Below are 11,754 nucleotides of genomic sequence, written 5' to 3' on the forward strand. Positions count from 1 at the left end.
CCTTGGAATAACCATGAAATATTAAAAGCCAAATTAAACAGTGTTTTAATTAATGAAAGCTGACCTTGGAATAACCATGAAATATTAAAAGCCAAATTAAACAGTGTTTTAATTAATGAAAGCTGAACAGGTGATTGATATTTACAGCTTAATATTTTTGTTTTTAATTATTATTTAATATTGGTGAAATCCTGTTCATTAATGGCAACGACAGCTTCACTTTATATGCTTTTATGAACAGGATGTTTCTATATAATGAGTTAAAGCGTTAGAAAATTAGGTTAATATTTTTGCTCCTAAAAGTTCATCATCAAAAACTCAACTATTTAAATTCTGAATATGCAATAAAAAGAGAGCTGTACATTAATCCTGTTTGTAATATATGCGTTAAGACCGCACGAAAATGCGGCGCACTCAATGCATCATTAAAAGGTGCACCAATCCAATACGGTAAAAAGAAAGCAGCAAAAATCACACATAAGATTTTCCATGATGTTGGCGTTCTCCATGATGCTGAGCCAAAGTAAATCAGGTAAACCATCGCTAATAAAATCAAGTTACTGCTCGCTTCTCGAAAGAAGTGATACCAGCTGTGTGTTTGGTAATGGGGATCGCCGATATGGCTTAACGTTAGCCCCATACTGCCAAGAAAAAAGATTGAGCCAATGATCAGTAATAGCCTTGATAAAGTTAGTTTTGACATAGTTATCCTTTGATAAAAACAATTTACTGTAGTGTGAGAGCAGGATAAAAGAGCCAAGGTGGAAATAGTGTAGAAACGATGATGTAGATTAATTGTAAATATCATTTAGGAATGTGCGTTCGCACCACTTATCCCAAGTATCTGGAAATGGAATATTTGTTAATGTAGAGATACGTTTATCAGGGAGAGCTTACAATGATCAAAGAAATCACCTTTCCAAATTCAGCAGGGATCTCAGGCAATGAAAAAGGCTGCTATTATCCGTGATTCTTTTTCCGTCAATATTAGTCAACAAAACTTAAATGCCATTGATGTGTATTATGCTATTTTTGCCCATTTACCTAAGCCTGTGATTATTGCAATGAAAATAAGAAATAAGATCATGGGGTGGCTAGGTTTTTCTTCAGGCGCAACGGAAGTGTCGTTACCAAAAGAGCAAATAGCCACAGGTAAACAAGCTGGTTTTCTTGTATTTGAATCGGTATCGGAAACAGAGGTAGTTGCAGCAGCTTATGAGAAAAATATGGACATGTGGTTATCCGTATTAAAGCTTTCTGAAAGAGAATATGCGGTTTCAACATTGGTGAACTTAAAAACACGATCTGGACGTTTATACATGGCGTTCATTAAGCCTTTTCATAAGCTGGTAGCTAAGTATTGTATTGCTCAGGCATTGCGTGCAAAGCGTATTTAAATAGTTAATAAGGTGTAACACTTTACTATTAACTCTTGTTTAGAATTTTAAGGTAAATTGCTGCCATCTAAGGAGTGATCACTGCGATCTGATAAAGGAAGATCATCGATGGTAGCGTTATTTTTCAAATGCTTGTTAGGGGCTTTTGCTGTTTTACTCATTGCATTACTTTCTAAAAGTAAGAGCTTTTATATCTCAGGCTTAGTGCCGTTATTTCCCACTTTTGCGCTAATTGCCCACTATATTGTTGGTACAGAACGTACTATGGCAGATTTGCGTGTGACGGCATTATTTGGGCTTTATTCGTTAATTCCGTATGCGGCATACCTCATCGCTGTTTATTACTTTAGTTATAAATATGAGCTAGTTTGGACGCTATCATTAGCAGCATTAGTGTGGGCGTTCTTTGCTTGTTTACTGCTGGTGGGATGGACGAAGTTCAGTCCAGTGTTGAGTTAATTGATACAGTAAGCATGGCGTGTTCAGTGCTTATTCACTCTTGAACACGCCATAATAGTAATGCGAGTTAACCTATTTATTTACGATCCCCGGTAGGCTTAAATCACCAGATGCAACATCAAACACATCTTTCACACACAGTAGTGGGGCATGGGCACTTTCGTTAACACGTAAGCCAGAAGTCACACCATCAAATTTAGCCAGTTTCAACGCAGTAATATTGTCGAGTTTTACCGTGACGTTTACGCTATCGCCACTAAATGTAGGTGTAAAGTCAGGGCTGTCGATCAGCAGTGGTAAGCCAGGCCATGTTTTTGGCAGTTTAGGTTTTTCACCTTTAGGGATGTCAACAACGCCCAATGAGCCTTTACCACACTTATCATTTGGCTTTAATACAACCCAGTGGCTATGCCAAACATTCCCATCATTGGTTTTATCGCCATCACCGTTTTCATCATAAAGCGGTGTGTCATCAAAATCAGGATGGGCAGTAACCGCCAGTGCCAAAATACCTGCATCTTTTTCAAAGCCGACTTCAGCTGGGTTTAATGTGGTAGGCCAAACATAAGAGAACACATCGCTACCTGCAAGTTTCCCTGTCGCTGTGGGTTTTACTGTTCCAGCTTTACCTGACACCGCAATATGAAAAGTGGCAAGATCGCCTTGTGTGGTGATCTTAGCGTGAACGATGTCAAACGCTGCGTCTTTAGCATTGCCTGCTTGCGCTTTAATGCCGTTTGAGTGTGCCATTACGCTTGATGCGCTAAAAAACAATACAGCTGAAAGGGTGTGGGCTAAAAGCGTAGGCATCGTATTTTTGATAGTCATCATGCTAAATCCTCTATTATTGTATCGACTCGATACTATAATAGGTTTAGCAGAGTATTATTCAGCTTGTCAATATTGTTTTGAGTCGATACTATTAAGTTATGAATATAACAGTTATCCATCAGTTACTTGAGCGGATCGGAAATTTGATCCGTAACGAGACGAGAGCCTGTCTGGTTGAACATGGGCTACAACCCGTTCAGCTAGAGGCTTTGTATTATTTGTCGATGTGTAATCGTTTCTCCGATACACCAAAGGCAGTGACGGAGTATTTAGGTTTAACAAAAGGGACAGTGTCACAAAGTTTGAAAGTGCTTGAGAGCAAAGGCTATGTGAATAAAACCCTAGATCCTAGTGATAAGCGGATCACCCATATTGCACTGACAGCGCAAGGCAAAGCATTAATAGCGAAAACTCAGCCGTCGCAATTGCTGAAAAATGTCTGGGCAAAGGCAACATTAAATCAAAATGGATTGGATGGGGATGTATTACAGCAGCAATTGGAAAGCCTGTTATTAACTTTGCAGCAGCAGAACCAATGTAAATCTTTTGGCGTGTGCAAAACCTGTAAGCACAATCAAACGTTAACAGATGGCACGCACTTGTGTGGTTTAACCCAACTTGCACTGAGCGAAACAGATATTCAAAAGATCTGTATTGAGCACAGTAAGTAGCAAAAATTAGACAAAACAAAGCCAGCATATATTCGCTGGCTTTGTTATTTCTTGTGGCTTGATTTCGACTAAATAATGCTAATTATTGAGCCGCTTTGTCATTTAATAAATCGATAAAGAAAGCATATTCTAATGCATCTTCATGGAGTGCTTTAAATCGACCTGATGCACCACCGTGACCGGCTTCCATATCGGTTTTAAACAGCAAACGATTATTGTCTGTTTTCATTTCACGTAGCTTAGCCACCCATTTCATTGGCTCAAAGTATTGTACTTGTGAGTCATGCAAACCTGTTGTGACTAACATATGCGGATAGTCGTGCTCGCCAACGTTATCGTACGGAGAGTAACTCAGCATGTACTCGTAATACTCTTTTTGATTTGGGTTACCCCATTCATCGTACTCGTTCGTCGTCAGTGGGATAGACTCATCAAGCATCGTCGTTACCACATCGACAAACGGCACTTGTGCTGCGATACCGCAATATAATTCAGGTGCTTGGTTAGCAATCACACCCATTAACAAACCACCTGCAGAGCCACCAACTGCGAAGATCTTATCTTTTGCGCCATAGCCTTGCTCAACAAGGGCTTTGGTCACATCAATAAAATCATTAAAGGTGTTTTGCTTAGTGAGTTTTTTACCATCCTCATACCAAGGACGACCTAGCATTTCAGAACCACGGATATGAGCAATCGCGTAAACAAAACCACGATCAAGCAAGCTTAAACGTGATGATGAAAAGCTTGGATCAATAGTTGAACCATAGGAGCCATAACCGTATTGATATAGCGGATTGGTGCCATCTTTTTTAAATAAGTCTTTACGGTAAACCAAAGAAACAGGCACTAATTTACCGTCACGAGCAGGGATCATTAAACGCTCAGATTGGTAATTATCAGCGTTAAAACCACCTAACACCTCAGCTTGCTTTAATAACGCAAATTCACTGTTATCAAGGTTGATATCGTAGTGAGAGGCTGGCGTTGTCATACTTGAATAGTAAAGACGTAGCTTATTGGTATTTAACTCTTTATTACCATAGAAGAAAGCGGTGAAAGCCTCATCATTAAAGCGTAATTCACGCTCTTCATTGGTATCTAACTGGCGAACCGTAATATGGGTTAAGCCATTAGAACGTTGTTGGTAAACAAGATAGTTATCAAATAGCTCGTAGTCTTCCAGCATTACACCTTCTTGCGGTGCAATCACATCTTGCCACTCTGTTTTATCGCCCAGCTTATCAGCATCGACTTTCATTAAACGGAAGTTAACCGCTTCATAGTTCGTCAATACGTAAAACTGCTGACCCAATTTAGAAATGCTGTATTCCAAGCCTTCTTCACGTTCTAAAAATGGCGTTGCAGTGGCATTTGGATCATTAGCGTCAATGATTGATACCGCACTGGTTTCGGTGCTTGAGTGCCAGATATACACCAATTCGTTATCTTTACTCTTACCAATTGAGGTGTAGAAAGACGGATCGGTTTCTTCAAAAATAAGCGTATCGTCAGCTTGGTTAGTACCTAGCTGGTGGCGATAAACCTGATAACCTAATAGGGTTTGTGGATCTTTTTTGATGTAGTAGAACGCTTGGTTATCGTTCTGCCATGCAATAGAACCACTGGTGCCTGTGATTTCATCGGCAAGATATTCACCCGTAGCTAGGTTCTTCACTTTAATGGTGTAAATACGACGACTGACCGTATCTTCGCCATAAGCTAATAGATTCTCGTCTTGGCTAACGCTCATACTAGAAACGTTATAATACTCATGGCCTTTAGCGAGTTCATTGACATCGAGTAAGACTGTTTTATTCGTGCCGTTAAAGTCATCGGCACGAACAGATACGGCATATTCGTTATCACCAGTTACTTCACTGGAATAGAAGTAGTTCCCTTGTTTTACAGGTACTGAGTTGTCGTCTTTAACGATACGACCTTTAATTTCTTCAAATAGCTGTTGTTGTAGTGCTTCTGTATGTGCCATTACGGCATCAGTGTAGGCATTTTCAGCGTTAAGATGTGCAATGATTTCAGGATCGGCACGATTGTCATCTCGCATCCAATAATAGTTGTCGATGCGAGTATCATCATGGATGGTCATTGTGTGGGGGATTTTCTTGGCAATCGGCGCTTGAAGATCTTGAGCCACGTTTGTTGTTTTTGTATTCACAGTCATGTCCTTCCACGAATTTTCTTTGTTATTGGATATAACAAAGAAAACGAAAAAATAGGAACCAACGCACGTCGTAACACGTTGTTTATACAGAGTATAAGCGTTTTATGGTTAGCGATGTTTGATCGCCATTTGCTTTTCTATTTACCCCGTTTATTGCTTATTATTTGGGGGCATATTCAGAAGATATCAATGCCTACCAGTAATAGCATGGTGATTTATTCTGCTCAATTTTGGTGTGGATTTCTTTTCCCTTTTATAAACAGTGAGATATGTAATTGTATTTTTCAAATATAGAGTAATTACTTTAACTGTTTGGTTTTATTGTGATTTATAAAATACAGTGTTTGTTTATTTGTAAACGTCAGCTATTGCTACTGCGATAAAATAAAATAGTGTGACATTAATCACAAAAAGGTTTTGGTTCGAGCATAATATAAAAAACATAACTCTTTGATAGTAGATATGTTTATGAAGAACGCATTGATTATAGCCTTAGGAATTATTACAGGCGCTATCGTTATTGGTGGGCAGTCTTTTTACCATTTGCTCACATCACAAAATATCGTCAATGTCGCTAGTGGGGAAGTTCGGCTGGGGGAAGTGTATGACGAGCAACTCACCACCACAGTCACGATCACTGGTGACGATAATGAAACACCTATTTTGATGATCACCGATGCCACAGATCAAATAGCTAAAGATGTGAAGCAAGAATTAGCGCAAATGGTGGTTGATGCCAATAAAACCTTACCAGCGCATGAAAAGATGCGTTTAGAAACCGCCTATTTTGATACGAATGTGAACATTGAGCTTTCTACAGAGGTGGAATATCACTCTCAGTATCAGAAAGACATACAGTTAACGATTGATGAAACCGAGTTACCACACCATGCCAGCGAGCAGTATCACTTTGCTGAAGCCGTCGATATGTTAAATACCTACGCAAGCAAAATGGATACGATTTACCATCAGAACGATTCTTTTATTCACAAGATCTAGGGTTCAAAAGAGGATTAAGGATAGAGCGTAAAGGTAGGGGGCTTTGCTGAGGCAACATTAGTAAAACCATAATCGATTGAAAATTATACGATTTAATATTTCAATTTGTATTTAATATGACTGATTAAATACATTTCTTACTTTTCACATCCTCTTTCAAATCGGTGAGTGTAAGAAAGTGCTAGTAAGTTCATAATATTTAAAGATTATATCGAGTATAACATCTATATTTTATAAGTATATTTTTGCGTAAAAGTAAGAATGCTTATTAATATACTATTAGTTTGCGAGAAATGGCAACTTTGAAGCAAGTTGCCCTGAAATTATTTTCGTACGTAACTTCCATCTGACAGTACGATATCCATTTGCTTACTATTCAAAGAAAGGGATGCTGTTTGTTCATTAAGCCCGATCAACTCCCAACCCAACTTAGTAGCTTTTTCGTATGTTTTAAATGCCTTGGTGTGCTTTTCTAAAGTGCTTATGGCTTTATTTTGATCAAATTTAATTTCTTCAACAGCAATTGGACTATTTACGTCAATAACCATAGTCCATTTCTTCGTTCTCTCGTTGAATTCAAGATCTGAAAGCTCAAATATTTCGTGTGAGTTAAGCTCTTGGATATTCCATGAATCCGCATCGAAAGATTTACCACAAGAAATCATGACGCCATACGCAGGCACGCCGCTTTGAACTAGTTCAAACTCTTCTTTTCTTTTTGTCCAGTTACGGTTTACGTGACCTGCTTTAGTTCTATATGGGACATCAGAATGAACCTCTACTCGGTTGCCTTCAATTTCTTCTTGCCAAACAGTCCAGCACATTGCTTTCCTAGCTGGCACGTAGCAACCCCATGAGTATTGGTTTGGTAACTTTTGTCCCAATATCTTTTCAAAGAACTCATTAATTCCCATTATGACTCCTGATATCTTAAATTTGGTATAACATACCAATTATGATGTTTTGGCGCACGCAAGCAAACTAACAAATAAGAATATGTGTCGCGAAGCCGACACCTATCCGAAGTGTTGGACAAGCCCAAGCCACCTTATATAACTAAATATCATTAATGTTGCTGCTGATAAGTCGAACATCCCCTTATTTATCCTAATAGCTACCAGCCCAAATAAAGTAGAGTCCCTAATTCATTTCTGTCCATAAACTGTTGCAGTCAGCACTTTCTAGCTTGTGTTGTAACGGCTATTTAAATTAGGAAAGACCCAATGAATAAATGTGCTATAGCGATAATTCTGATCACGATGATTGATTTTAGCGTTTGGTTTGGCATGGATTCAGTCGAACGACTTGCGAATATTGGTCAATGGTTCGGGAAGTAATTGTGGCTCTAATTGAAATGGTGTGGTGAATTTGATTATGTACATAGAGACTTATACCTAAGATAACTCACCATTTAATAATTCTGAAAAGTCACTGACACTTTGTTGTCCAAAAAATTGAGGTCCACAAACGTACAGCGTGTGATCAATCTTTATTGTTCTCCGGCTAAAATGGCAATGAATGCACTAACTTTTCATAGGAACGCAATCCATACAGCCTAACAAAATAACATTTTAGAACGATAATGCAAACAGCTTCATAACATTCCGAGCGTAAATCTCTACACACTATGTGATAATTCGTTACCTAAAGATACCCTCGATATACCACTGTAAATACAGGCCTCCCATGAAAATAATCTCTAAACCATCAGATATAGACAAAACACTTGTTAAATTGATGAAGCGATACAGTAAATATTATATTGCGACTGCTTGGGCTTCAATGGGCTCCAAAGCATCGAGTGAGCTAGCCGCAAACCAAGACCGTATTGCACAAATGGTTGTAGGAACACACTTTTTCCAGACACATCCTAACTTTATTGAAAAGTTTATGGATAGCGAAAATGTAAGGTTCATTCTGAAATCTGACGGTATTTATCACCCGAAGGTTTATTTATTTACGAATAATGAACGCGAGTGGGAATGCTTAGTTGGCAGTGCAAACTTTACTTTATCCGCATTAAAAAGAAACCATGAAGTCGTTATTCACTTTGGAAGCGATGACCGTGGGGCCGAAAGCAGTCTCAAAGACCTACTAAATACAATTGATATGTATTGGCTCGAGTCAAAAACAATGAATTCGTATGAGCTCGACAATTATAGAAATATTTGGGAGAAGAACAAAACCAAGCTTTCCAGTCTTGGAGGTCGCTATGGTGGACAACAGAGTAAAGATAGCATCGTAAAATCTGAAGTATTTTCACTTAAGTGGGAAGACTACTATAGAAAAGTTAGTGCTGACTCTTTGGGGTCATTCAGTGGACGTCTTGATGTTCTACGACTTGTAAATGAATACTTCACTGAACATCATTCCTTTAATAAATTTACTGAGCTTCAAAGAAAGCAGGTTGCTGGTATCACAACAGATTCAAAAGTAAATTGGAAATGGTTTGGCAGTATGGTCGGAGCTGGTAAGTTCAAAAACAGAATTAACACTAACAATGAGTTTATTTCCGAAGCTCTCGAACAGATCCCTTTAACTGGACCTGTGGGCGAAGAAGACTACAAGAGATTTGTAGATTGGTTCAAACTAGCTTTCCCTGACGGCGGGGCTGGACTCGCGACAGCCAGCAGATTGCTAGCAATGAAGCGCCCTGATTACTTCGTCTGTTTGGATAGCCAAAATCGTAGCGAACTATGCAAGGATTTTGGCATTCCTGAAAATGTTAAATTTGATACATACTGGACCAATATCATTGCACGTATTCTCGACTCTGTTTGGTGGTCAGCTCCTAGACCTACTGATACAAAAGAGCGACAAGCCTGGGAAGGCCGCGTCGCGATGATTGACGCAATATTTTACGAAGGCTCTGCATAGTATACCCAAGGTTGAGGGTTCTATAAATTTGTTAGGTGAGGAAAAGACAAGCCAGAGCTCATATTGGATTTAGGAGATCTTTTTGTAGTGGTTGATTGTATTTTGGGACCTACAAAGTTATACGTAGTGTAGAGGTTTACTCTTCGTTGTAACTAATAAATGTCCAAAAACATCCCACATACCCATGTACACACAAATCATGGCAAAGAAAAAGGCGCTCAATGAGCGCCTTTATTGTTATATCGCAAGTGTAAATCAGGCTTCGCCAATGACAACTAAACAGTTAGGTAATTCGTTTTTAGCCTCTGTAAGTGGATAAGCATTCGCTAATAACTTACTCGATTGCTCTAAGCATTGCAGAAAGCCTTCGTAAGTTTTGCCATCACGCACATTATGAGTAAAGTCAGAGACAATCGAGCTCCATGCTTCATCGCTAATGTGTTCACTAATGCCGTAATCAGTGATGATTTCAACATAATGCTCAGCTTCACAAACAAAGATCATCACACCTAAATGCTGCTTAGTACGGTGAATGCCGTTGGCAAGAAATTGCTCTCTTGCAACTAAGCTCGCACGACGATGTTTGACGGACTTTGGCACTAGGCGGTATTTAATCGCTGGTATTCTAAATAGCAAAGTAAAGACGATAAAGCCAGCTAATTGACACATTAGAATATCGTTTAGCTCTAACCAAAAAGGTGTGAAGTTGAGTAGGGCAGGAATAAACAATGCAATGATCGCTGCCCATAACGTCGGCACAAAGTAATAATCGTCAGCTTGGGTAGCCACAACGGTCATTAACTCGGCATCGGTTGTTTTCTCAATATCACCAATGGTTTGGCTAATTGTTTCTAGTTGTTCATTTGTAAATAGCTTCACTTACCATCCTCCTGATGCGCCGCCGCCACCGAAGCCGCCACCGCCACCACTAAAGCCACCGCCGCCGCTTCCACCACCGAAACCGCCGCCACCAAAGCCGCCATTACCACCAGAGTGTGGGAAGCGATTTGATGAACCAAAGCCACCGCTACTAAAGACATCGCCATTACGACGGTAATAGCGTGAACGGTTACTGCGACGTCGACTAAAGGCAATGATTTGAATGACAATCACAAACAGAATAAACAAGTAGAGATCGTATGGTGGTTGCTCTTCTTGAATAACGGGTTTGTATTCGCCTTTAATTGCACCAATGATGGCTAATGTGCCTTTTTCGATACCTTGGGCAAAGCGACCAGCTTTAAATTCAGGTTTGATTTCATGGTTAATGATGCTGATTGCGGTTGCGTCAGGCAATGCACCTTCTAAACCGTAACCGACTTCAATTCGGATTTTCTTGTCGTTATAAGCAACAATCAATAACACGCCATTGTCATGTTGCTTGGTGCCAATCCCCCATTTACGCCCCAGTTGATAACCGTAGTCAGCAATAGGGACGCCATTAGTTGAAGGCACGGTAACCACCACTACTTGGTTTGATGAGGTTTTCTCTTCATTAGCAAGCAGCTGTTCTAGCTGCTGCTTTTGTGTGGCATTGAGTATATGCGCTTCATCAACCACTCGACCCGTGAGTTTAGGAAACACGGGTTGAGCAAAGCTAGCATGGCTTATGAATAACAAGAGTCCGGTAAATAACAGGACTTTTTTCATCATTAGAAGGCTACCTTAGGTGCAACATCAGCATTGGGTGTTGTTGCTGAGAAGTTTGGTTTCGCTTTTAGATCGCTGTACATGATCCAATGCCAAATACGACCAGGGAAGGTACGGATTTCAGTATTGAATGCTTTTACGCTGTTGATGTAGTCACGACGCGCAACAGCAATACGGTTTTCTGTGCCTTCAAGTTGTGCTTGTAGTGCTACGAATTGCTCGTTTGCTTTTAGATCAGGGTAGCGCTCTGAAACTACCATTAAACGAGAAAGCGCACTGCTTAGCTCACCTTGGGCAGCTTCAAACTTCTTAAATGCCTCTGGGTTATTTAATGTTTCTGGTGTGACTTGCATAGAAGAGACTTTTGAACGCGCTTCAGTCACAGCCGTTAATGTGTCTTTTTCATGGCTTGCATAACCTTTTACGGTCGCAACAAGGTTAGGGATAAGATCTGCACGACGTTGGTAGTTATTTTCTACCTGTGCCCAGTCTGCGTTTACTTGCTCATCAAGTGTCGGGATGGTGTTGATACCACAACCGGTTAATTGAAGAAGTAGAGCAAGGCTAAATACCCATTTCAGCATGTTTGGAAATTTAAACATCAGTATCCCTTATGTTATGTATTGTTTCAGTGATATTTGCTTTGTTTATAGGTAATTGAACAATGCAAAATTGCACTATTCTATAC

General features: G+C 39.7%; 12 protein-coding genes. 5 read left to right on the forward strand and 7 right to left on the reverse strand.

Going from position 1 to position 11,754, the window contains the following annotated elements:
- Nucleotides 1–322: 322 nt before the first annotated feature.
- Nucleotides 323–703, reverse strand: coding sequence for an RnfABCDGE type electron transport complex subunit D (locus tag E5A76_RS01080; RefSeq protein ID WP_161117851.1), 381 nt, complete (start codon nucleotides 701–703; stop codon nucleotides 323–325).
- Nucleotides 704–944: 241 nt separating this feature from the next.
- Between E5A76_RS01080 and E5A76_RS01085 the strand changes: the two genes are divergently transcribed.
- Both E5A76_RS01085 and E5A76_RS01090 read left to right on the forward strand, forming a co-directional pair.
- On the forward strand, nucleotides 945–1,397 hold the full coding sequence (locus E5A76_RS01085) for a DUF2867 domain-containing protein (protein ID WP_262383618.1): 453 nt from the start codon (nucleotides 945–947) through the stop codon (nucleotides 1,395–1,397).
- 108 nt (nucleotides 1,398–1,505) lie between these two features.
- Entirely contained in the window at nucleotides 1,506–1,856 is a 351-nt protein-coding gene (locus E5A76_RS01090; protein WP_053989274.1) for a GlpM family protein, read from the forward strand.
- A 72-nt stretch (nucleotides 1,857–1,928) separates the two neighbouring features.
- Here E5A76_RS01090 and E5A76_RS01095 read toward each other — a convergent pair whose 3' ends face one another.
- Nucleotides 1,929–2,684 (reverse strand): hypothetical protein, encoded by a 756-nt coding sequence (locus tag E5A76_RS01095; protein ID WP_392397289.1) that lies wholly within the window; start codon nucleotides 2,682–2,684, stop codon nucleotides 1,929–1,931.
- Nucleotides 2,685–2,785: 101 nt separating this feature from the next.
- Here E5A76_RS01095 and E5A76_RS01100 point away from each other — a divergent pair, with 101 nt between their 5' ends.
- Nucleotides 2,786–3,358 carry a MarR family winged helix-turn-helix transcriptional regulator gene (locus E5A76_RS01100; protein WP_161117853.1) on the forward strand — a complete coding sequence of 191 codons (573 nt, stop codon included), beginning with the start codon at nucleotides 2,786–2,788 and terminating at the stop codon, nucleotides 3,356–3,358.
- A gap of 82 nt (nucleotides 3,359–3,440) precedes the next feature.
- Here the strand turns inward: E5A76_RS01100 and E5A76_RS01105 are convergent, their stop codons facing one another.
- Nucleotides 3,441–5,534, reverse strand: a complete 2,094-nt coding sequence (locus tag E5A76_RS01105; protein ID WP_392397288.1) for a S9 family peptidase — start codon at nucleotides 5,532–5,534, stop codon at nucleotides 3,441–3,443.
- Between the two features lie 474 nt (nucleotides 5,535–6,008).
- On the opposite strand from E5A76_RS01105, the gene E5A76_RS01110 reads away from it, so the two are divergent.
- Complete coding sequence (locus tag E5A76_RS01110) at nucleotides 6,009–6,539, forward strand: hypothetical protein (RefSeq protein ID WP_161117855.1); 531 nt, start codon at nucleotides 6,009–6,011, stop codon at nucleotides 6,537–6,539.
- 323 nt (nucleotides 6,540–6,862) lie between these two features.
- Here the strand turns inward: E5A76_RS01110 and E5A76_RS01115 are convergent, their stop codons facing one another.
- Complete coding sequence (locus tag E5A76_RS01115) at nucleotides 6,863–7,453, reverse strand: hypothetical protein (RefSeq protein ID WP_161117856.1); 591 nt, start codon at nucleotides 7,451–7,453, stop codon at nucleotides 6,863–6,865.
- A 772-nt stretch (nucleotides 7,454–8,225) separates the two neighbouring features.
- Between E5A76_RS01115 and E5A76_RS01120 the strand changes: the two genes are divergently transcribed.
- A complete protein-coding gene (locus tag E5A76_RS01120; protein ID WP_161117857.1) occupies nucleotides 8,226–9,416 on the forward strand; it encodes a restriction endonuclease PLD domain-containing protein in 1,191 nt (396 codons plus the stop codon).
- Nucleotides 9,417–9,671: 255 nt separating this feature from the next.
- Here the strand turns inward: E5A76_RS01120 and E5A76_RS01125 are convergent, their stop codons facing one another.
- Genes E5A76_RS01125 through E5A76_RS01135 form a run of 3 tightly spaced genes read right to left on the reverse strand, consistent with a single transcriptional unit; the run spans nucleotide 9,672 to nucleotide 11,668 of the window.
- On the reverse strand, nucleotides 9,672–10,295 hold the full coding sequence (locus E5A76_RS01125; RefSeq protein ID WP_008989083.1) for a TPM domain-containing protein: 624 nt from the start codon (nucleotides 10,293–10,295) through the stop codon (nucleotides 9,672–9,674).
- Nucleotides 10,296–11,069: a TPM domain-containing protein gene (locus tag E5A76_RS01130; RefSeq protein ID WP_161117858.1), complete on the reverse strand. Its 774-nt coding sequence runs from the start codon at nucleotides 11,067–11,069 to the stop codon at nucleotides 10,296–10,298.
- A complete protein-coding gene (locus E5A76_RS01135) occupies nucleotides 11,069–11,668 on the reverse strand; it encodes a LemA family protein (protein ID WP_053989265.1) in 600 nt (199 codons plus the stop codon). Before E5A76_RS01135 ends, E5A76_RS01130 begins: the two co-directional genes overlap by 1 nt.
- Nucleotides 11,669–11,754 lie beyond the last annotated feature (86 nt).

Source organism: Photobacterium lucens (assembly GCF_009873615.1).
In the GTDB taxonomy this organism is placed as follows: domain Bacteria; phylum Pseudomonadota; class Gammaproteobacteria; order Enterobacterales; family Vibrionaceae; genus Photobacterium; species Photobacterium lucens.

Excerpts from the sequence above, each read along its gene's own strand:
- E5A76_RS01090 (WP_053989274.1), top strand. The coding sequence starts at position 1,506 with ATGGTAGCGTTATTTTTCAAATGCTTGTTAGGGGCTTTTGCTGTTTTA.
- E5A76_RS01100 (WP_161117853.1), top strand. The coding sequence starts at position 2,786 with ATGAATATAACAGTTATCCATCAGTTACTTGAGCGGATCGGAAATTTG.
- E5A76_RS01135 (WP_053989265.1), bottom strand. The coding sequence starts at position 11,668 with ATGTTTAAATTTCCAAACATGCTGAAATGGGTATTTAGCCTTGCTCTA.
- E5A76_RS01080 (WP_161117851.1), bottom strand. The coding sequence starts at position 703 with ATGTCAAAACTAACTTTATCAAGGCTATTACTGATCATTGGCTCAATC.
- E5A76_RS01130 (WP_161117858.1), bottom strand. The coding sequence starts at position 11,069 with ATGATGAAAAAAGTCCTGTTATTTACCGGACTCTTGTTATTCATAAGC.
- E5A76_RS01095 (WP_392397289.1), bottom strand. The coding sequence starts at position 2,684 with ATGACTATCAAAAATACGATGCCTACGCTTTTAGCCCACACCCTTTCA.
- E5A76_RS01085 (WP_262383618.1), top strand. The coding sequence starts at position 945 with ATGAAAAAGGCTGCTATTATCCGTGATTCTTTTTCCGTCAATATTAGT.
- E5A76_RS01115 (WP_161117856.1), bottom strand. The coding sequence starts at position 7,453 with ATGGGAATTAATGAGTTCTTTGAAAAGATATTGGGACAAAAGTTACCA.
- E5A76_RS01120 (WP_161117857.1), top strand. The coding sequence starts at position 8,226 with ATGAAAATAATCTCTAAACCATCAGATATAGACAAAACACTTGTTAAA.
- E5A76_RS01110 (WP_161117855.1), top strand. The coding sequence starts at position 6,009 with ATGAAGAACGCATTGATTATAGCCTTAGGAATTATTACAGGCGCTATC.